The sequence below is a fragment of the Sphingomonas benefaciens genome, from assembly GCF_052907485.1.
Genome location: NZ_JBREIC010000001.1, coordinates 604,105 through 623,454, shown reverse-complemented (window position 1 = coordinate 623,454; position 19,350 = coordinate 604,105). Strand labels below are relative to the sequence as shown.

The following is a 19,350-nucleotide window of genomic DNA, read 5'->3' as shown; positions in this document are numbered from 1 at the left end:
GCAACCGACAGGAACGCCGTTACGCCGCCTGGGCGGTCGGCCGGAGGTAGCCGATCACTGTCGCCAGCCGCTCGCGCAGGTCGCGGCGGTGCACGACCATGTCGAGCATGCCGTGGTCGAGCAGATATTCGGCCCGCTGGAAGCCTTCGGGCAGCTTCTCGCGGATCGTGCTTTCGATGACGCGGGCGCCGGCGAAGCCGATCAGCGCATTCGGCTCGGCGATCTGAACATCGCCCAGCATCGCATAGCTGGCGGTGACGCCGCCGGTGGTCGGATCGGTCAGCACGACGATATAGGGCAAGCCCGCGTCATGCAGCATCTGGATGGCGACGGTGCTGCGCGGCATCTGCATCAGGCTGAGGATACCCTCCTGCATGCGCGCACCGCCGGCGGCGGTGAAGATCAAATAGGGCGCCTGATCGGCAATCGCCGCCTCGACGCCGCGGACGAAGGCCTCGCCGACCGCCAAGCCCATCGAACCGCCCATGAAGGCGAAGTCCTGTACGCCCATCACCACGCGGTGGCCATGGATCGTGCCGCGCGCATTGATCAGCGCATCCTGTTCCTGCGCACTGGTCCGCGCCGCCTTCAGCCGATCGCTGTAGCGCTTGGAGTCGCGGAACTTCAGCGGGTCCTCGGGCACCTTGGGCGGGGCGATCTCGGCGCAGCTGCCCTCGTCGAGAATCTGCGCGAAGCGCTGCTTGGGGCCGATGCGCTCGTGATGGTCGCACTTCGGACAGACGTAGAGATTCTCCTCCAATTCCTTGGAGAAGACCATCTGGCCGCAGCCCTTGCACTTGTGCCAGAGATTCTCTTCCGACGTCTCGCGCGTGGTGACGCGGGACAGTGCGTTGCGGACGCTGGTGATCCAGCTCATGCCATGACCTTTCGGGCGGTCGCGAGGGCGGCCGCGAGGGATTGAATATAGGGGGTGACCGCGGCCGGCGCATCCTGGCCATGCTTTGCGACGATCTCGACGATCGCGGAGCCGACGACGACGCCGTCGGCAACGGCGCCGATCGCCGCCGCCTGTTCGGGTGTCCGGACGCCGAAACCGACCGCGACCGGCAGGTCGGTCGCCGCCTTCAGCCGGGCGACGGCGCTGTCGATCGAGGCCTGTGCGGCCTGCTGCAAACCGGTGATGCCCGCGACCGAGACATAATAAAGGAATCCGCCGGCACCATCCAGCACCTGCGGCAGGCGGGCGGCATCGGTCGTCGGGGTGGCGAGGCGGATCGATGCGATCCCTCGGGCGCGCAGATCCGGCCCGAGCGAATCATCCTCTTCCGGCGGGATGTCGACACAGATCACGCCGTCGGCGCCGGCCTCGGCGGCGGCGGCGGCGAACCAGCCAGACCCGCGGCGCAGCATCGGATTGGCATAGCCCATCAGCACCAGCGGCACGTCGGGGTGCCGGGCGCGGAAATCCGTGGCGATGGCAAGGATGTCGGCGGTGCGGGTGCCGGCGGCGAGGCTGCGCACGTTGGCGGCCTGGATCGCCGGGCCGTCAGCCATCGGATCGGTGAACGGCATGCCCAGCTCGATCACATCGGCGCCGCCGGCGACGAGCGCATCGAGGATCGCCGGTGTCGCCGCGGGATGCGGATCACCCGCGGTGACGAAGGTGACCAGCGCCGGGCGCCCCTTGGCGAAGGCTGCCGCCAAGCGCGCGCTCATATCGCCACCCCGAGCGCGGCGGCGACGGTGAAGATGTCCTTGTCGCCACGGCCGCAAAGGTTGGCGAGGACGATCTGGTCGGCGCGCATCGTCCGCGCGCGGCGGGCGACGGCCGCGATCGCGTGGCTCGGCTCCAGCGCCGGGATGATGCCTTCGGTACGGCAGAGCAACTGGAAGGCGTCGAGCGCCTCGGCGTCGGTCGCGCTGTCATATTCGACGCGGCCGATATCGCGCAGCCACGCATGTTCCGGCCCGATGCCGGGATAGTCGAGACCGGCGGAGATCGAATGACCCTCCGCGATCTGACCGTCCTCGTCCTGCAGCAAATAGGTCTTGTTGCCATGCAGCACGCCCGGGAAACCACCCGCCAGGCTGGCGGCATGTTCGCTGCCGCCGAGGCCGTGGCCCGCCGCCTCGACGCCGAGCATCGCGACTTCGGCGTCGTCGAGGAAGGGGTGGAACAGGCCGATCGCGTTCGATCCGCCGCCGATCGCCGCGACCAGCAGGTCGGGCAGGCGGCCGGTCCGCGCCAGCATCTGTTCGCGCGCTTCACGGCCGATGATGCTTTGGAAGTCGCGGACCAACTCGGGATAGGGGTGCGGCCCGGCGGCGGTGCCGATGATGTAGAAGGTGTCGTGGACGTTGGCGACCCAGTCGCGCAGCCCCTCGTTCATCGCGTCCGACAGCGTCGCCGCGCCGCTGGTCACCGGGCGGACCTCGGCGCCGAGCAGCTTCATCCGAAAGACGTTGGGCTGCTGCCGCTCGACGTCCTTGGCGCCCATGTAGATGACGCAGGGCAGGCCGAAGCGCGCGCACACTGCGGCGGTGGCGACGCCGTGCTGCCCGGCACCCGTCTCCGCGATGATCCGGGTCTTGCCCATGCGGATCGCGAGCAGGATCTGGCCGATGCAATTGTTGATCTTGTGCGCGCCGGTGTGGTTGAGCTCGTCGCGCTTGAACCAGACTTGCGCGCCCATCCCCTCGGGCGCGCCGTCGCGCAGGGCGGCGGACAGCCGCTCGGCATGATAGAGCGGACTCGGTCGGCCGACATAATGTTCGAGCAGGTCGTCGAACTCGGCCTGGAAGGCGGGATCCGCCTTGGCACGCTTATATTCGCGATCCAGGTCAAGGATCAGCGGCATCAGCGTCTCGGCGACATAGCGGCCGCCGAACTGGCCGAAATGGCCGCGGTCGTCTGGCTGATTACGGAAGCTGTTCGGGGCGTTCATAGCCGTGCCGCTTTAAGGAAGGCGGCGATCTTGTCCACATCCTTGACCCCCGCTGCGCTCTCGACGCCCGAGGAGACGTCGACCAGCGGCGCCCCGGTGCGGCGGATCGCGTCCGCGACATTGCCGGCGTCGAGACCGCCGGACAAAGCCCAGGGCAGCGAATGGCGGAAGCCGTCGAGCAGCGCCCAGTCGAAGCGCAGCCCCATGCCGCCGGGCAGCGCCGCGCCGTCCGGAGTCTTGGCGTCATAGAGGATGCGATCGGCGGCGCCGGAGAAGCGGCGCGCTTGCTCGAGATCGGCGCGGGTCTTCACTGCTACCGCAGCCCAGGTCTCGCGCCCGATGCGTGCGCGGATCGCGGCGACGCGATCGGGCGCGGTCTTGTGAAGCTGGACGGCGGACAGGCGCGCGGCGGCGATCGCCTGGTCGAGCAGGCCGTCGTCAGGATCGACGAACACCCCGACGCGGCTGACCCCGTCGGGCACGCGCGCGGCAAGGCCGGTGGCGCGCGCGAAGTCGAGATGGCGCGGCGAGGGGGGGAAGAAAACGAAACCGACATGGCTGGCGCCCCCGCCGAGCGCCGCGTCGAGCGTCTCGGGGGTGGTCAGGCCGCAGATCTTGGTGGCAACGGGCATGGTGCGGCCATCGCGCCACCGCCCCGCGAATTCAAGCGTCGACTGGCGGTTCCTCAACGATGTGCCACAGCACGCCGGCCGGGTCGAACAGCATGCCGACCCGTAGGCCCCAGGGCTTCATTTCTGGTGCGATCGGCGCGCGGACGCCGAATTGCTCGGCAAGCCCGTCGGTCCGCCGCCACCAATGATCGAGATCGGGGACGATCAGTTGCACCATCGTATTGCCCGCCCATTCCTGCTGGAAGTAGTTCTGCAGCAGGAAGCCGGCGCCATCATGGTCGTAGATCGCCAGCTCGGTGTCGACATAGCCCGGCGTGAAGCCGATCGCTTCATAGAAAGCGCGCGATTGCGCGAAGTCGCGCGATGGCAGGAAGGGTCGGATCGACGCCATGATCACTCCGTCGGTCGATAACGCAGGATTCCCGCGACGCGATGGCCGCCGCCGTCGGACGAATGATGCACGCCGTCGTTGACCGGGATTTCGCGGAAATCGAACGGACTGACGCCGTCGAGGCAGGCGGCATTGACGCCAAATTCGTCGCCGTTCGAGCGGCGGCGGTGATGCGTATAGATGCCGCAGGTGGAGCAGAAATGATGTTCCGCCGTGCCCGTGTTGAAGCGGTAGGTGGTCAGGTGATCGTGACCGGCGGTGATGGCGAGGTCGCCGACCTTGGCGGTCAGCGCCACTGCGCCGCGCATCCGGCAATAGGAACAGTCGCAGCGCCGCGCTGCCGCCAGCCCACCGGTCAGGCGCACGGTGAACCGCACCGCGCCGCAATGGCATCCGCCGCTGCGCAGCGGCGCGTCGTTCACAGCGTTGCGCCGATCGCACGTGCGGCCGAGTCGGGATCCTCCGCCTGGGTGATCGGGCGGCCGACGACGATCACCGAGGCGCCGGCGTCGAGCGCGGCACGCGGCGTGACGACGCGCTTCTGGTCGCCGACGACGCCATCGGCGAGCCGGACGCCGGGCACGACGAAAAAGCCTTTCGGCCATGCCTTGCGCGCCGCCGCGACCTCCGCCCCCGAGCAGACGATGCCATCGACGCCCGCGTCATGGGCGAGCTCGGTGAGGCGCAGCACCTGGTCGTGCGGACTGCCGCCAATACCGGTCGCGGCGAGATCGTCGGTATCGAGGCTGGTCAACATGGTGACTGCGACGACCTTGGTCTGCGGATGCGCCGCCGCCTTGGCGTCCTCCAGCATCGCCCGGCCGCCGGCGGCATGGACGGTGAGGATCGCCGGGGCGAGCGGGCTAAGCGCCTGCACCGCCTTGGCGACGGTATTGGGGATGTCGTGCAGCTTGAGGTCGAGGAAGACGGGCAGGCCGAGCGCCTCCATCTCGCGCACGCCATGCTGGCCATGGGCACAGAAGAATTCGAGCCCAAGCTTGATACCGCCGACATGGTGGCGGACACGCGTCGCGATCGCCTTGGCGCGGGTGAGGTCGGGCGTGTCGATTGCCACGTAGATCGGGCTCACAGCAGGCGTCCTTCGACCGCGGCCGCCTCATCGGCAGCGATCGGCTCCCCGGCCGCGGCGATCGGCAAGGCCGAGGTCGGCACCGGCGGCAGCGCGCGAGCGTCGGCGAGCATCCGTTCGGCCGCGGCGACGCGCTGGCGCAACCGCCAGCGGACCGTGCCGAGATACAGATAGGTCGGCAGGAAGCCGAGCAGGAAGGTGACGAGCAGCAGCAGCGGCAGGTTCACGTCGGCGATCAGCCCACTCCACAGATTGATCTGCACATTGTTCCAGTTGGTCGAGGTGAACAGCGCCGCCACGAAGGCGAGCAGGAACCAGAACAGGATCTTGAGGAACTGCATGCGGGACTCCCAGGGGCGGCGGTGACGCTAGCCGGGCGGGGGGCGGAAGGCCAGCCCGTCGATGGCGGACCGGGGGCAACCCGCCCGGGTCAGCCTATCTCGCGGCGCAGGCTGGCGATCAGCCCGGGGATGGCGGTCAGACGCGGCGCCTCCTCGTCGAGAATGGCGCGGAATACGTCGCGCTTGATCGCCGCGACCCGGCCGGCGCGCATCCGGACCTGCGGCGGCAGGGTCGAGACGCAGATGTCGATCATCCGCTCCGCGCCGTGCAGACGGCCCCACAGATAGTCGTTCTCGCGATAGGCGCGGCTGAAAAAGGCGCCGAAGCTGTTGAACTGGATGCCCTTCAGCGTCGCCTCGGCGCCGCCGCCGCGGATCGCGGTGGCATCGTCGGGAGAGATGCGGTCGACCTTGATCGGGTCGAATTCGTCCAGCCCCTCGCCCTGCAACAGCGGCAACGTCGCGGTATCGTAATAGGGGAAGCCGAGATAGGTCAGCAGCAGCGCGCGGCGCGGTGTGCGGTCGAGCGCGACCAGCGCGGTGGCAAGGCGGGTATCGGTTTCCGCATCCAGACGCGTGAGGTCCAGTGCCTCGGCGAGTGCATCGAGGAGCGGGCCGGCGTCGCCGCGGAGCGATCGCACCATCTGGCGCAGCTGCGGATGATCGTCGGCGCGTTGCGCCTCGAGATAGAGCGCAAGCGAATCGTAGATGGCATCGCGCATCGGCTCCAGCTCGGTGCCCGCCTCGACCTCGGTCAGCCGTCGCGCCATCAGGCGAAGGCGGCGGATGCGGAAGCCGATGTCGTAGGTGCGCAGGAAGTCGATCGTAGCGGCGCTTTCCTTGCCGATGAAGGTGGGCACTTCGCCGTCCGCGCCAAATCCGCGCGCGGCGATCGCCGCCTCGATACTGGCGCGGATGCGGCGCCAGCGCTGCTGTCCCGGCTCGCCGCCGACCTGATAGAGCAGGGCGGTAATCGTCTCCACCACGCCGGTGAGCTTGAGATGGCCGTAGGCGGCATAGCCATAGCCCGCCCGCGTCGCCGCCGCAGCCTGCGCCCGCCGCCGCCAAGCGACCAGCCGCGCCGGCGTCGGACTGTCGAGGAAGAAGGTGTGGCCGAACAGCGCCTCGATCTCCGCCTCGACGGCGGGGCGCAGCGCGGTGACGATGCCGCGCATCCGATCGATCCGCGCCGACCGCGCGGCGATCGCGTCGAGATTGTCGCGGATCGGCTGCTGCCGTGGCAAGTCGCTCAGCGCGCCGAGGATCGTCTGGAAGAAGCCCGGGTCACCGCCCGCCGAGCCGAGGCGGATTTTGATCCCTGGCGATGGGTCGATGTAGACGAAGCGCCGGTCGACCTCGCGCCGCGCCGGCCGTTCCTTGAGCGCGTCGATCGCCGGCCGGAACGGCGCATTGGCGAGCACCGAACCGTCGATCAGCACCGCGGTCTCGGCCCGGTTGACGGCGAACTGGCGGGGCAGGGTGCGGCGCAGGAAGGCGCTGCGCCCCGGCCAGTCGACGCCGCGATCGACGAGGACGCGGTCCAGTTCGGCGACGGTGAACGGCGGGAAGGCGCCGGGAAAGCTCGACGTGGCACGCGCGGCGAAGGCAAGATCGGGCACGTCGGCGAGCGGACGATCGGCGGCGCCGTGGTCGGTGAAGCCGATTACTAATCGATGCTCTGTCTCCAGCACCTCCGGCGGCGAATTGAGCGACAACCGCTCGGGATGGCCGCTGAAGTCGGTGACGGTGACGAACAGGTCGAGCGGCTGCCCTTCCGGCAACAGCCGCGGACCCGTTGGCCCCGCCGCCATGGCGTCGAAGGCGTCGAGCAGCAGATTGGTGAAGATGGCGCCGCCGAACGGCGGCTCGAACCAGCGCGAGCGGACGAAATGCGACAATTTGGCGCGGACCTCGTCGCGGGTCGTCTCGTCCAGCTCCGCCACCTTGTCAGCGCTGCGCCCCGCCGCCATCCACGCCAGCGGCAGCGCCCACATCTTCGAAAAGCGCGAGGCCGGGGCAGCGGCGGGGTCGATCAGCGCCTCGACATCGGCCGACCGCAGCCAGAGGTCGGTCAGCGGCTCCAGGCTCTGCCCGGTGGCGATCGCCTGCGCGAGGAAGATGCCGTTGATGCCGCCCGCCGACGCGCCGGCGACGATGTCGGCGAGAACGCGCAGCTTCATGCCCGCGGTCTCCTCGATCGCGGCGATCAGCGCGGCATAGACGCCCTCGCTGCCGTCGCCCGGCGGCGTGCCGTCGTGGCAGGCGCGGCTGGCCCGGACGACGCGCCACACCTCCTTGGTGATGCCATGCATGTAGACCGCCAAGCTGATCCCGCCGTAGCAGACGAGCGCGAGCCGCAGTTCCTTCTCCCGCATCAGCGGCGATCCGGGTCGCAGCGCGTCATGCGGCGGTCAGCGTCGCCCAGATGGGCAGATGATCGGACGTCTTGCGTGCCGCGGCGCTGGCATGCACGCCGCACTCGGCAACCACCCATTCCCGCGACACCATGATCCGGTCGAGCCGGCCGACCGGGCGGCGGGAATGGAAGCTGGGGCCGGTCGGCGCCATCTGATAATCCCGGCAGAAATCGCGCAGACAGCCCGACGCACTCGTCCATTCGTTGAGGTCGCCCATCAGGACCGTCGGATAGCGACGTGTCGACGCGTCGACATGAGTCATGATCGCCGCCGCCTGCCGTCGCCGCCACAGGCCCGACAGATCGAGATGCATGCCGACGACGCGGACCATGCCCGCCTGGGTCCGCACATCGGCCATGACCGCGCCGCGCGGCTCCAGGGCGGGGAGGTGGATCGGCTCCTGATCGACGATCTGCGCATCCTTGCGGACGAGGATGACGTTGCCGTGCCACCCCATCGACAGCGCGCGCATGCCGAACGGCACCGGCTTCCAGTCGCTGTGCTCGTCGATCAGATGGGTCGGTAGCACCGATTCACGCGTGCCGAACCGACGGTCCGCTTCCTGCAAGGCGATGACGTCGGCATCGATCTCGCGCAGCACCTCCAGCACCCGTTCGGGATTGCGGCGACGGTCGAGACCGATCCCCTTGTGGATATTGTAGCTGGCGACCTTGAGCGGGAGCGGGGAAACCATTGCACCTGCGCAACGCTCCGCAGGCGCGCGCGGTTGCAGCCGATCAGGCGGCGCGATGCCGCCGGCGCCAGACATGGACGACGATCAACACGCCGGCGATCACCACCGTGTCGGCCAGCCAGTCGCGAATGTCGCAGTCGCGGTGTAGTGCGGGGATCGCCTGCACCACCTCGATCAGCGCCCCGACGAAGGACAGCCGCTCGCCGATGCGCAACAACTCGGCGTGGGGATAGCCCGCGACGGCGAGGATGGTGAGCGTACCGAACGCCGCCATATGCTGCACCTTGTCGCCGGTCGGGATCGATGGGGGATGGGGCAGGAACGCCATCGTCAGCGCGAACGCGAGCGCCGCCCAGAAACCGATACGTGCGACGATCACCAGGGCAGGGCCTTCCGTCAGAAACTGGTGCCGAGTGCAGGGATCGGCTAACTATGCCAAAAACAACTGTAAAACAATGACTTAGCTATGACTGTCTGTTTATTTTGGTTTTGGCTTTGTAGCAGACCGTCAACGCTCGGCAAGGGGCGAACCTAATGCGCAAATCGCCGTCGCGTCGCTCATAGGAGCTGGGTCCCCCTTTCAATCGACGCCATCCGTGGGGCGATGCAGCGTCCGGCGCTCTAGCAAGTCGATCTTAAGTTGAAGGGAGATTCTATCATGGAAGTTCCCTTTCCAACCTGAAATCATCAGCTTAGGGCCTCATCTGCTTCGCAGGTAGTACCCTTGTACAAACGCAATTTCCCGCGTTTTCCGGATCAACTACACAGGAATTGCACAAGGCATTCGAGGCGACTTCGTCCTTCATGTCTATTTGCGGCCATAGGCAGGAACGAAAATCTGCGGATCAATCAAATTGTAATTGACGCTAAATTCAGTTTATTAAATTTCATCGCTAATTAATTCTAGCGGCATCGTACAGTATCACCATGCAATGACGAGCCTTTTTTAATGTCAGCACATATGCATCTGCAACTTTATCTTGATCAGATGGCTTTTTCGCTTCGATAATAACATTTTGAAGGTTTGCTAATGCCTGGGAAAAATCTTTAGTGGAGGTATCACTCGGGTAAACTCTTCTTATGATTACATCGGCTGCAACCAAGCGCCATTGCAACTCCGCAATTTTATCGAGAGCGTCCCCTCTTCTGCTCTTCTTGAGTCCACCGTCATAAAGTGCGTCGTTGAATTTACGCACCGAAATGGCTAAGTCCACCACGCCCTTGTTGAGTTCGTCCACGGTGGATAGCAAATGGGCAGAGCGGTTCTTTTGAAATTCGAAGTTTTCATTTACCAATGGCGCCACGTAATACGTGCCGACTGCCGCAAAAACAGCAAGTGCCACTGATAGCCATATTGGCATTTCATCCTTTGCAACATACTTGAGCGCAGATTTCAAATAATTGGCCTTCCATATGAGCAAAGCGATAACAACGAGCGCCAATAGTGCATATAGCACCAGTCCAACGTTACTCACCGGTACGACTAGGATCGAGTGCGGTGATTTGCGGTGGAGTGTGACCTTCCAACGTTAGGCCGAGTTTTGCTTTAGCGGCTCTGCCGTATTTGTGTCGAAGATCATCCACTCGCCCGACAGTAACGGACCGATGGATAGCATCCCAATCAACCCCCGCATCTGCTGGCGCATCGCTTTGCAACTTAACAATTTGTTGGCCAGCCTCGTCCCTGATTTGCGACTGGCTTTTACTCTCGTCCGCTAGCGCCATTCCGACAAAGATGCCGACTACAATCGCAGCAGCAGAGCCAACGAGTTTCGCTATATAGCCGCCGGGCGATCCAAACGACTGCGCGATTTGAATTACAAGATCAGCGTCAAAGTATCGATCGGCGGCCTCTTCGATGGCCAGCGCGCTGAACGCATCGTATTCGCCCTTTTCGATCGCCGCATATGCAGCCACTGCATATTTAATCAGGAATGATGATTCAATTGTAACAGTGGGATCAGCCGATGAATATCCGGGAGCAAAGACGTCGATCTTAGAAATGCCACCCCATACGTAGCGCTGATACACTAGACGAAAAATATCGTCGTAGAGGTCACTGTCGAACCTAGTTATCGCCTTCCGATTTTGCATTCGTCTGGCTACACGATTACGGAAATCGCGACGCGTAAGATTGTGTGACAGCCATTTGACGGAGCGGTAAGGAACCGGCTCACCAACGTAATCAGATAAGTATAATGTTTGTTCCTTATCCCAGCTACTTGTAATCTCCCCGATTAATAGATGATCGAAGTGATTGCTGGGAGTCATGATAACAACATCCCCAACTTTTGCTTCAACGTAAAGCGTGCGGACGTTCCCTAAATCGGCAGAGAAAGACCTGTCGATTTTTCCATCAAGCAATGGCGGTCGTTCCGAATATGACGGCAGGCCACGCGCTACTGGATAATCCTGCGGCTGTCTCGCATGGCGTCGAACTGCGGCCGATCTATTCAAGCTTCTGATGATGCTAGCGTCATCCGTAAACGTATTCTCATCCGTCAAAAAGCCTGGAATGTCTAAAAAGATTGCATTTTCTAGTTGGCTAACCTTCATGTATCGTCGATCACGACCAGCGTAATATAAATAGACAGATACGTCGGAAGCAATAAATCGGAAATCTGGGATGTGCATTTCTTTCCCCCGAATTTGCCGCGAAGGGCTAGCAGGTGCACGCGGCATCTTACAACAAATTTATCTGTTGGTGTTCTTACCGGCAGCGCACTGCTTTGGTCCTATGAAAATTATGCTCGAAAAGGTACAAATCGATGGGGTGGCGGGGGGCTTGACGTTGCGGCCAGGAAGCGATTCTTTCGGTCAAAGGAAAACTAAGCGTTTTATCTAACCTTGCTATGCATAAAATGCTCCGAATTCGGCGAAGGTCGCAGGTTGGGCAATAAGAGCAGCTGCCTAGCGACATTCCTGGTATCGGACTCTCCGTCGTGCCCGGAACGGTACTCAAGCCTTAAGTAAGCAGCTTCGCTGGTCGGCGGTTTGAGAGTCGTCGCGGTATGTGACGGCAGCTGGCACCAATCCGGTCCTTTGCACTACGTCGCGGTTTGCGGGCCGCTTAAAGCACCGTGCCGTTCCGATATGCGCGCTGGCAGGGATGGCCTAACCAATACATCGGCGCGGGGCATTGCACCCTTGGCAATCCCTTGGCATCTGCATCCCTGCGGCTCGGCAGAATCCGACCGTGAGGCGTAGGAACCTCCGACAGAAATCAGCCGGTCACGTTTATGTGGCCGGGTGGCATGTGCGTATGTCCAACCGGTAACGGTAAAGGCACGTGCGCCCGTGGGGTTTCTCCGGGTTCCTAACGCCCGGCTCGCCGCCGGGTTATGCCTCCGACTTGTTTGGGGCTTCTGCGATGCGCAACATCACTCTCATAATGATTAGCTTTGTTGCTCTTGCTGCCTGCTCGGATGGCGAAGCGGACGCGGGTAGTAATGCGTCTGCTATGCCACCGAAGCCAGTCCAGCTTCGCCGTCGCGATTTCGATTGGAGCAAAGTCCCAGAGGCACGCCAATATCGACAGAAGATCGTGGCGGCGGCGAACAGTGCGCTGCGATCTGATCCAGCATGTGTGTCTCTGGACCCGGCTACGCTTTCTCGCGAGGCCGGAAGCGGTAGCGGCAGCAAGCCGGTCTTTCAGTTGCAATGTCGCGATCGGCAGGGACAACCCCACTCTGTCGCCGTCAACATAGCTGACCTGGACGAAAAGGCGCGACTGTCCACGCGAAGCCCGCTCGATCAAGCAGAGGCGATGCTTTTGTGCCGTAAGGCCGTTAAGCAGGCCACTGCGCATCCTTATACAGTCAAATTCGAGTGGGGGGATATCTTTGACGATCTAGGCGAGGCTAAGGCTCATTTCGCCACCACCTTCTCGGCGGAAAATAGCTTTGGCGTACGGGACGGATTCCGTGCCCACTGCTTCTTTACCGGAGAGCGGTTGACCCGACTTACGACAAGCCCTGCTATCAGTTGATGCCGGCGCACAACTTGTAGCCTTTGAGCCTACCCGTCCGGACGCATGTTGCTTGGCTTAGAAGATAGGACTCCACAGATATGCGCCAGGCGCATATAAAGAGCCTATCTTATGAGCGACTCGGGAGGCTAGCTTGGCGCGCATTGCATACTACCGTGTATCCGATACGGCGCAGTCGATTGAGGCGCAGCGGCAGGCCTTAGGTGGGCAGTTCGATCGAGAATTTGCGGATGAAGGCGTCAGCGGTGCTGTACAAGCTGCTGACCGCAAGGGCTTTGCCGAACTGCTTGGCTATATCCGTGAAGGCGATACCCTTTACATCTACGCTATCGATCGGCTCGGCCGCGACGCGCTCGATATTCAGGCAACGATCCGCCGCCTAATCGATAAGGGCGTGACGGTGGACGTTCGCGGCCTTGGACCGATCGCTAAAGGCGTCGGGGAGTTGATCGTTGCTGTTCTAGCGCAGGTCGCTGAAATGGAGCGCCAGCGAATTAAGGAGCGTTGTGACGCTGGGCGCACTGCTGCCAAGGCGGCTTTGGCAGCTACAGGAAAGACCCATAGGGGCAAAATAAGCCTAGGCAGGCCGATGGCAGGGGATCGTGCGACGGTTCAGGCCTGGCGATCTGATAACGGCGCTAGCATAGCTAAGACGGCGGCGCACTTTGGTTTGTCCCTCGCTACCATCAAGCGCTATTGTTCGGCAGCATGACCGCTCCTTACCGGAAGTCATTCACGGTAACCCCCATAGGGAAAGGGAAGGTCTACCGGCGTAAGCGCCGATACGCCGCTGTGAAGCGTATTTAACTCCCGATCGCCGCACTCGGTGTAGCTGCCCTTGGTGGCGGCGCGCTTCGCATAGCGCCATTGCCTGGCTCGTTCCGTTCTAGCGGCGACAATCTTGATGCTGTCGCTGGCTGCATCGTCACCGACGGAGATACTATTCGCTGCGACGGCGAGCGAATACGCCTATTGGGGATCGACGCACCAGAGTTGCCCGGCCACTGTCGAACTGGTCGTAATTGCGCGCCGGGTGACGGCTATGCATCAAAAGCGTCCTTAGCCGCTGCTATGGTCGGGACGATCCATGTCAACCGGGTGGGCGAGGATCGCTACGGGCGAACCCTTGCCCTTTTGTCTAGTGACCGTGGGGACCTGTCATGTTGGCAGCTTCGACATGGTCAGGCGATCTACAAGACGCAATGGGACGACGGGCGACGAGTTGCCCGCATTTGCCCCAAGTCTGCTCGGCTTGCCGACTAGCGCGTAGCTCGAACTGAAAACTGGCGGCGCAGCCGCAACAAAGCGAGCAGCATTAGTAAACGAACACCGCCACCGTCGTTGCGATCGTAATCGTCTCAATGATGGTGGCGGCGATCCGCAGCGCGCCGCCGGAGCTATTCGACTCGGTCAAAAGTGAAAAATCTGCTAGATATACTAAAGCGACAAACTGCCCCCTAGGAAATTAGCTATTTAGATATGCTAACATCGAGTTATCTTTGCACGACGTTGCAACTTTGGCAAAAGCCTGCTTTGCACCAGTCACATCAATGACTGCCGTTGTCGTTTCGTAGTCGAAACTGCTTAGCTGTAACGTCAGCTTCGTTGCACCCGAAACTTCTTTGAGAAAGCGACCCCCATCATTGTCGGGCTTCACAGATATAACGCTTGCGGTCCGATCATCATGGAAAGCCGACATATTGCGAACGGGCGTTCCGTCAATGCGGTAGGCAAAAGTCCGAAGTTTGTTGCTACTCACACCGCCAAGGTACTTTTTTGAAAGGAAAGAAAAGTAAAGTTGATTATCACCGTTGCTGTCGCATTTGACGATCATCACTATATCGTTGGTGAGAGAGGTGTTAGCAATTCCGCGTGTCGCATCGCTCATTGGGTCAACAATTGACTTAAACTGCCAAGCCCCTACATTCTCTTGTGCGAGCGCAGGCACTGCAAGCAGTGCAATCGTCAGTACTAAATTTCTCATAAAGCCCCCCTTATTTTGCTGAATGATTAGCTAGAAGGATGCGGGAACACAAGATCTTCATTCCGCATACTTCACTCCGATAATCACCAAGAATGCTACAGGCGCCCGCAGAGGAAGCCCTTACGTTGGTTGCAGCCCAACCGCCGCAGTGATGGCGGCCGCCTGATACGATGATGTAGACGGAGTTTGCTGACAGGGGGCGGTGCGGGTGTCTGCCGCTGGTTGGACCGCTGACGAAGAAAGCGGCTGTAGGCCAAAAACCCCGCTATCTGACGCGGGGAAATGCGAAGATAAAGAAACGGGGCCACACTATGCGGCGGCCCCTTTTCTGCGCTGTAGCGCGTCAGATAACTATGTTTTCCTGCAAAATGGGCAGGAGATTAGCGTGAGGCTCGTTCCTGCATGATTCGTTCAAGCTTTGCTCGAACGGCGGCAACCTGTTCGGGATCGATCGCGCCGAACTTTCGGTATCCTCTCGGCAGCGGTCGCTTTCCATAAAGGGGGCAGTTGGGGCAGGCGCAGGCCGCGGTCTGCTCAAGGAAGGTGCCGGCAGATAGCTCGTCGTAATTACATTGGCGGCACATAGCCGCAATCGCTTCTAAGGCGGTCATTCATTTTTGCTTTCGTCTAAATTCACTCCTTCCCATGCTCGGTGTCCTGATTGACCCGATATTTGAGGCAATGAGCATCTATTAGCTACCGCAAAACGCTGCCGCGCGCAATGCTTATCATGACAGCACTTAGATGGTTCATCTAAATGTCCAGATTATATACAACCCCGCGTTCTTGTTTGATATCTAACCTAATAGCAAAAGGTGGATGTCCTACCTGCATCGGTAGGACGCGTTACCAGTGCCCCTTAAATTTGTTTCACGCTTTACCCTAGGCTCACACTTACAACTCACCTTACTTAATAGTCTTTTCAAAACATTTATGGTTTGTATGCACACCGATTCTCGCCAGAGCGTTCTGCAAGGCGTTCTTTTCAAGCATCTTAGATAGCGACTTTCTATTGATGCCTATTGCATTGCAGACAGTCCGCCCGGCAAGCGAATTACCCGCCGAAAGGTTACCTTTCAGGTAGCTGACGAGCCGGGTGGCTTCTGGAATTTTCAGTTTTTCAGCGACGGCATCGCCCTTGTCAGTCATAACGGCGATACGGAGCAAGCTTGGTATTTCACAATGGACGTGAGCAGCGATCAAGTCAGCTATACCGCTAGCGCCCCCCCCTCAGTGAGCGGCACTGAAGGAAATGTCACTTATCATCTAACGCAGCACATCAGCAACTATAATCCTGCAACTGCTGAACCGGATAAACCTGAAAACCTATCGCCTGACAAATAATATTAAAGAGTAATCGAAATGTTTATCAAATTAGTGGCCATTTCCGCAGTCGCCGCGATGGCCACCATTTTGCATTACCCGCAGATAGACACCCCTCCGCTTACCGTTGCTGCTGACGCTCGAGGACCCATGGATACTCGAAGTTCAAGGACACCTGGCGTTTCTGAACTTATATTGGCTGAGTCGATGACGAACCTTTTCGCCCTTGAAAAATGCGGTCATCAAGCATCACGATTTTTCTCAAGCTTGCTCTCTGGGACCGCTTTTTTGGAGGATAATGCGAGGAGATGCGGGATTTGGTCGGCGGGATATAACATAACCGTCTTCGTATCTTGGAAACGATTGGGCGACAACTATCTGCCCGTTGTGATTTATCTTCCATCTTCATGCGTCGATATGAATGCTGCATGCGGCATTGTCATTGAAATGATAGGAGGTCCTGGCGAGGACATATCGCCGGGCGTCAATGATCTACTTCCAATCGCGCTGGCGCGTAACAATCAAATTGTGATTCGGCTCGGCTATTCCGGGACTAAACATCATAGCAGTTTCCCCGAAGCAGATTTCGACCTAGCATCTAGACAGCTCTGCAAATTAGTGCGTGATTTGCGCGCAATTAATAGCGATCCCTCGATAGTCGCGCTTGGTGAAAGTATGGCCAGTCACGTCGTTTTAGATGCGATGCTGCATTTACCGCAGAAAAGCGTCGACGGCATCGCATTAATTCTTCCGATGGTCGCCACGCCCAATGCGGAAAAAGCCTATTTCGATAGCAAAGTTCGAAAAACTGGATCCCCTATTCGCCGTATGAGGGTAAATGCCCCGGCCTTATTTGATAATTTCGAGTCAAGGTTTGCTGAAATTCGTTCCGATATACTTTTCTCGTCTTTTTTTTCGCGAGAAGCGAGTGACCATAGCTTGGCGTACTATCTCGATCTTGCTCCGGAAGTGCCCACTATCATCGCTTTTAGCAATACCGACGAGATTGGTGGGAGTGTTGCTGATTTGAAGGCTAAGCACGATCGAGTTAGCCTGCGATGGCTAGAGCTTCATAGTAAAGGGCACTCGCTAGACTCAATCGCGGTGTCCACGATTGCCGCCGGTGTGTTGAACATTTTTCAAACGAGCAAGCTCAAAGGGCGACACTAGGCTAGGGTCTATCGATTTAATGGTCGCGAGATGACGAGAGTTAGCGCGAGGCTAAAATGCTCGACAGCCTTTGCTGGCAGGATGCGCTTACTCGGTGGCTTGAATCTTCGCTGCGGGTGAACGCCCACCGCTTCGAGCATGGAATCGATCGAGCTTTGGGTCCGCTGAGGGTCGAGGTACGCGATCGATCGCTAATCGTGGTCATCGAAATTTGCTAAGAAGTATGCAGCCCCCCCCCACGTACGACCATCGCTAGTTCGTTGGACTTATGCACAGAGGGGTGCCCGCAATCGTGCGTTGGCGGAATATCGCTTTTGGAGCGAAGCGGACCATCCACTGCGCGGAAGTTCACCCCTGGAAAAGTGAAGTCCAAATAAATCCCGGCGACGCAGGCTCCTTTCGATTCACAGTGCCACCAACAAATAATCGTCATCCTCACACATGACGTTGCGCCAAACGTCCTGAGTCCAAGGCCGATTTTAGGAATTATACAGCGCCTTTCGCACCATTTGGCTGCCGGACTACCCCGGTCTGACATTTGGCGCTGAATGGTGCGTCACAAACCGCTTTAGGCTGCCTTGGCCAAACCGTGATGCCGCATCAGCCATTTGGCTCTCGCTCCCACTACGTCGGCGGTAGTCACAGCAACAGGTGCCCTGCGAAAAGCCTTGTGTTCGATGGTCACCCCTATCTTAGCCAAGGCCGTGACCAGATTGGGGTTAGCTAGTACCTGCCCGAACCGCGAAGGCGACTCTATCCCGACTGCGGTTCTGACGATCATCTTCGGATAGGGATTCAGCGCGCCCTCACGATCGACCCAAGCCTTCAACACGTCGAACACCGCCTTTGCCTGCCCGACAAGCACGGGATCAAATGGGTGCCATTCTTCAATTTGACAGCCGGGAAAAGTTTCGCGGACCAGTTGCTCTGGACTGACGGACGGCGGCGCCACGAAGTAGACGACGCACTCGCCGCATTGCCCGTTTGTGCCCTCGCGCAGATGGCCCCGGCTAAATGCCTGCAACAGATTTTGCTTCATCCGTGGCCGCGATAATTCCACCCCTTCGTCGCCGGCTAACTGGTCCACATCGATACCTGATGCTGCGGCATAAATAGCAAGGTTCATAGTATCGCGCGCCTGATGCGCACCTATGACCACCATTCGCTTCACCTGCCGGTATTCGTTGGTTCCGTAATGCCGACCCCAATGCAGGAATGACACGTCGTCGGGGTTAGCAACGCTCGCCTGCAAGCCCTTGTGAATGTCGAAAGTTGAGCGCGCCTTCTTGCCAATGACAAGGGTCGGTTCGGCGTTAAGATCAAGAGCCTTGGCGATGCCGCGAAACAGATGGTCGCGCTTTTCTGGCTGTTCCAGCACCGTGTTTCCACATGCCGTTTTCCAAAGCCGTACTGTCAAATTGGAATAATCACGGGTCAGTGCCGGCATCACCTGAACCGGGCTTTTATCCCCCCATAAGGCATACGAGTCACCGATCCGCGCCGATGCGTCGAGGATGAAGAGGGGAGCAAGGTCATCCGGCAAGGCCGGTCCCGAACCTACAAGGGTTATTCCGTATAGCTTCCCGGCGCAGATGCGTACTTTCCGCCCCATGGCCGCCCTTAATGCCTTGAAGGATTCCGTCGCCCATGAAGACAGCGATGGCACGCCGCCTTCCGCCCCCTTGAACTGGAGTCCCGATCCAAAGCTATTGGGGACGCGAATTATAGTATTCGGCGCAGCCCCCTTTACCTCCGCCACGAATGCCTCTAGTTCTTCGACCCACTCCGGGAAATAAGGGCGAACGGGTTCATAGAGCTTGCCGATGGTATCCAACGGCAGGTGAACGGGTTCTGCCCGCAAGGCTTGCTCGTCCCAAATCCGTAGCGAACGAGGCCTACCCTTAAAAAAGAACTCTTCCGCTTGTGCAAATTTCTTCTGTGCTAGGCGCTGCCGGATCATGGCCTGCGTCGTAAATAGGACCGGAACACTGGCTGCCCTATGATGCCCCGCGCCGATAATGTTGACTTCTTCGTCTGTTGTAAGAGCCGCATAATCAGTCACATCTAGCCCACAGTCTGTTGCGAACTCCACAATCTCCGCCTTGGTGTTGAGGGCGATAAGTACGCTTCCCTCTGGTTCAAAGCCTGCGGCTTTCCATCCCGCAAGGAAAGATTTGATGAGAGTAGATTTTCCAAGACCGGTATCAATAGGATAAACGTAGAACTTGGGAGCAATTTTTCCCTCTATTGAGGAAAACATTGCGTTAAAAATCCCTTGAAAAATGGAATGCGTACCAGGGTTACCATTATTCGCTTCAAGAAAATCATTAATATTTAAAATATTCATTAAAAGATGCTTTCATACAGCGCCGGTAAGTTTAGCTTTCTCTGTATAGCTTTTTCAGAGGGGGTTA

Annotated in this window: 21 protein-coding genes; 4 read left to right on the top strand and 17 right to left on the bottom strand. The window is 60.0% G+C overall.

Going from position 1 to position 19,350, the window contains the following annotated elements:
• Nucleotides 1-19: 19 nt before the first annotated feature.
• From accD to ACU5AX_RS02935, 13 genes are all read right to left on the bottom strand, one after another.
• The gene (accD, locus tag ACU5AX_RS02995; protein WP_446689607.1) at nt 20-877 is read right to left on the bottom strand and encodes an acetyl-CoA carboxylase, carboxyltransferase subunit beta; all 858 of its coding nucleotides are present in this window, start codon (nt 875-877) and stop codon (nt 20-22) included.
• The gene (gene trpA / locus ACU5AX_RS02990; RefSeq protein ID WP_446689606.1) at nt 874-1,677 is read right to left on the bottom strand and encodes a tryptophan synthase subunit alpha; all 804 of its coding nucleotides are present in this window, start codon (nt 1,675-1,677) and stop codon (nt 874-876) included. The genes accD and trpA overlap by 4 nt, the downstream gene beginning before the upstream one ends.
• Nucleotides 1,674-2,906 carry a tryptophan synthase subunit beta gene (trpB, locus tag ACU5AX_RS02985; RefSeq protein WP_446689605.1) on the bottom strand — a complete coding sequence of 411 codons (1,233 nt, stop codon included), beginning with the start codon at nt 2,904-2,906 and terminating at the stop codon, nt 1,674-1,676. Before trpB ends, trpA begins: the two co-directional genes overlap by 4 nt.
• Entirely contained in the window at nt 2,903-3,538 is a 636-nt protein-coding gene (locus tag ACU5AX_RS02980) for a phosphoribosylanthranilate isomerase (RefSeq protein ID WP_446689604.1), read from the bottom strand. Before ACU5AX_RS02980 ends, trpB begins: the two co-directional genes overlap by 4 nt.
• Nucleotides 3,539-3,569: 31 nt before the next feature.
• Nucleotides 3,570-3,929 (bottom strand): VOC family protein, encoded by a 360-nt coding sequence (locus ACU5AX_RS02975; protein WP_446689603.1) that lies wholly within the window; start codon nt 3,927-3,929, stop codon nt 3,570-3,572.
• Nucleotides 3,930-3,931: 2 nt separating this feature from the next.
• Nucleotides 3,932-4,351, bottom strand: coding sequence for a GFA family protein (locus tag ACU5AX_RS02970; RefSeq protein WP_446689602.1), 420 nt, complete (start codon nt 4,349-4,351; stop codon nt 3,932-3,934).
• Nucleotides 4,348-5,019, bottom strand: coding sequence for an orotidine-5'-phosphate decarboxylase (pyrF, locus tag ACU5AX_RS02965; RefSeq protein WP_446689601.1), 672 nt, complete (start codon nt 5,017-5,019; stop codon nt 4,348-4,350). The genes ACU5AX_RS02970 and pyrF overlap by 4 nt, the downstream gene beginning before the upstream one ends.
• Nucleotides 5,016-5,360, bottom strand: coding sequence for a lipopolysaccharide assembly protein LapA domain-containing protein (locus tag ACU5AX_RS02960; RefSeq protein WP_446689600.1), 345 nt, complete (start codon nt 5,358-5,360; stop codon nt 5,016-5,018). Before ACU5AX_RS02960 ends, pyrF begins: the two co-directional genes overlap by 4 nt.
• An 89-nt stretch (nt 5,361-5,449) precedes the next feature.
• On the bottom strand, nt 5,450-7,735 hold the full coding sequence (locus ACU5AX_RS02955) for a patatin-like protein (protein ID WP_446689599.1): 2,286 nt from the start codon (nt 7,733-7,735) through the stop codon (nt 5,450-5,452).
• A 25-nt stretch (nt 7,736-7,760) separates the two neighbouring features.
• Entirely contained in the window at nt 7,761-8,471 is a 711-nt protein-coding gene (locus tag ACU5AX_RS02950; RefSeq protein ID WP_446689598.1) for an endonuclease/exonuclease/phosphatase family protein, read from the bottom strand.
• A gap of 43 nt (nt 8,472-8,514) precedes the next feature.
• On the bottom strand, nt 8,515-8,850 hold the full coding sequence (locus ACU5AX_RS02945; RefSeq protein WP_446689597.1) for a VanZ family protein: 336 nt from the start codon (nt 8,848-8,850) through the stop codon (nt 8,515-8,517).
• 514 nt (nt 8,851-9,364) lie between these two features.
• Entirely contained in the window at nt 9,365-9,946 is a 582-nt protein-coding gene (locus ACU5AX_RS02940) for a hypothetical protein (RefSeq protein WP_446689596.1), read from the bottom strand.
• On the bottom strand, nt 9,939-11,027 hold the full coding sequence (locus tag ACU5AX_RS02935; RefSeq protein WP_446689595.1) for a hypothetical protein: 1,089 nt from the start codon (nt 11,025-11,027) through the stop codon (nt 9,939-9,941). The genes ACU5AX_RS02940 and ACU5AX_RS02935 overlap by 8 nt, the downstream gene beginning before the upstream one ends.
• 814 nt (nt 11,028-11,841) lie before the next feature.
• Between ACU5AX_RS02935 and ACU5AX_RS02930 the strand changes: the two genes are divergently transcribed.
• The 3 genes from ACU5AX_RS02930 (at nt 11,842) to ACU5AX_RS02920 (ending at nt 13,722) form a co-directional block, all read left to right on the top strand.
• Nucleotides 11,842-12,459, top strand: coding sequence for a hypothetical protein (locus ACU5AX_RS02930; RefSeq protein WP_446689594.1), 618 nt, complete (start codon nt 11,842-11,844; stop codon nt 12,457-12,459).
• 133 nt (nt 12,460-12,592) lie between these two features.
• On the top strand, nt 12,593-13,171 hold the full coding sequence (locus tag ACU5AX_RS02925; protein ID WP_446689593.1) for a recombinase family protein: 579 nt from the start codon (nt 12,593-12,595) through the stop codon (nt 13,169-13,171).
• A gap of 155 nt (nt 13,172-13,326) precedes the next feature.
• Complete coding sequence (locus tag ACU5AX_RS02920; protein ID WP_446689592.1) at nt 13,327-13,722, top strand: thermonuclease family protein; 396 nt, start codon at nt 13,327-13,329, stop codon at nt 13,720-13,722.
• A gap of 202 nt (nt 13,723-13,924) precedes the next feature.
• On the opposite strand, the gene ACU5AX_RS02915 is transcribed toward ACU5AX_RS02920, so the two are convergent.
• The 3 genes from ACU5AX_RS02915 to ACU5AX_RS02905 all read right to left on the bottom strand — a co-directional run bounded on the left by ACU5AX_RS02915 (nt 13,925) and on the right by ACU5AX_RS02905 (nt 15,610).
• Nucleotides 13,925-14,443, bottom strand: a complete 519-nt coding sequence (locus tag ACU5AX_RS02915) for a hypothetical protein (protein ID WP_446689591.1) — start codon at nt 14,441-14,443, stop codon at nt 13,925-13,927.
• A 380-nt stretch (nt 14,444-14,823) separates the two neighbouring features.
• A complete protein-coding gene (locus ACU5AX_RS02910; RefSeq protein ID WP_446689590.1) occupies nt 14,824-15,054 on the bottom strand; it encodes a hypothetical protein in 231 nt (76 codons plus the stop codon).
• Between the two features lie 295 nt (nt 15,055-15,349).
• Nucleotides 15,350-15,610 (bottom strand): hypothetical protein, encoded by a 261-nt coding sequence (locus tag ACU5AX_RS02905; RefSeq protein WP_446689589.1) that lies wholly within the window; start codon nt 15,608-15,610, stop codon nt 15,350-15,352.
• 363 nt (nt 15,611-15,973) lie between these two features.
• On the opposite strand from ACU5AX_RS02905, the gene ACU5AX_RS02900 reads away from it, so the two are divergent.
• Nucleotides 15,974-16,936, top strand: a complete 963-nt coding sequence (locus ACU5AX_RS02900; protein ID WP_446689588.1) for a hypothetical protein — start codon at nt 15,974-15,976, stop codon at nt 16,934-16,936.
• A gap of 568 nt (nt 16,937-17,504) precedes the next feature.
• On the opposite strand, the gene ACU5AX_RS02895 is transcribed toward ACU5AX_RS02900, so the two are convergent.
• Complete coding sequence (locus ACU5AX_RS02895) at nt 17,505-19,283, bottom strand: hypothetical protein (RefSeq protein WP_446689587.1); 1,779 nt, start codon at nt 19,281-19,283, stop codon at nt 17,505-17,507.
• Nucleotides 19,284-19,350 lie beyond the last annotated feature (67 nt).

Excerpts from the sequence above, each read along its gene's own strand:
- accD (WP_446689607.1), bottom strand. The coding sequence starts at position 877 with ATGAGCTGGATCACCAGCGTCCGCAACGCACTGTCCCGCGTCACCACG.
- trpA (WP_446689606.1), bottom strand. The coding sequence starts at position 1,677 with ATGAGCGCGCGCTTGGCGGCAGCCTTCGCCAAGGGGCGCCCGGCGCTG.
- trpB (WP_446689605.1), bottom strand. The coding sequence starts at position 2,906 with ATGAACGCCCCGAACAGCTTCCGTAATCAGCCAGACGACCGCGGCCAT.
- ACU5AX_RS02980 (WP_446689604.1), bottom strand. The coding sequence starts at position 3,538 with ATGCCCGTTGCCACCAAGATCTGCGGCCTGACCACCCCCGAGACGCTC.
- ACU5AX_RS02975 (WP_446689603.1), bottom strand. The coding sequence starts at position 3,929 with ATGGCGTCGATCCGACCCTTCCTGCCATCGCGCGACTTCGCGCAATCG.
- ACU5AX_RS02960 (WP_446689600.1), bottom strand. The coding sequence starts at position 5,360 with ATGCAGTTCCTCAAGATCCTGTTCTGGTTCCTGCTCGCCTTCGTGGCG.
- ACU5AX_RS02955 (WP_446689599.1), bottom strand. The coding sequence starts at position 7,735 with ATGCGGGAGAAGGAACTGCGGCTCGCGCTCGTCTGCTACGGCGGGATC.
- ACU5AX_RS02950 (WP_446689598.1), bottom strand. The coding sequence starts at position 8,471 with ATGGTTTCCCCGCTCCCGCTCAAGGTCGCCAGCTACAATATCCACAAG.
- ACU5AX_RS02935 (WP_446689595.1), bottom strand. The coding sequence starts at position 11,027 with ATGAAGGTTAGCCAACTAGAAAATGCAATCTTTTTAGACATTCCAGGC.
- ACU5AX_RS02930 (WP_446689594.1), top strand. The coding sequence starts at position 11,842 with ATGCGCAACATCACTCTCATAATGATTAGCTTTGTTGCTCTTGCTGCC.
- ACU5AX_RS02915 (WP_446689591.1), bottom strand. The coding sequence starts at position 14,443 with ATGAGAAATTTAGTACTGACGATTGCACTGCTTGCAGTGCCTGCGCTC.
- ACU5AX_RS02910 (WP_446689590.1), bottom strand. The coding sequence starts at position 15,054 with ATGACCGCCTTAGAAGCGATTGCGGCTATGTGCCGCCAATGTAATTAC.
- ACU5AX_RS02900 (WP_446689588.1), top strand. The coding sequence starts at position 15,974 with ATGACGAACCTTTTCGCCCTTGAAAAATGCGGTCATCAAGCATCACGA.
- ACU5AX_RS02895 (WP_446689587.1), bottom strand. The coding sequence starts at position 19,283 with ATGAATATTTTAAATATTAATGATTTTCTTGAAGCGAATAATGGTAAC.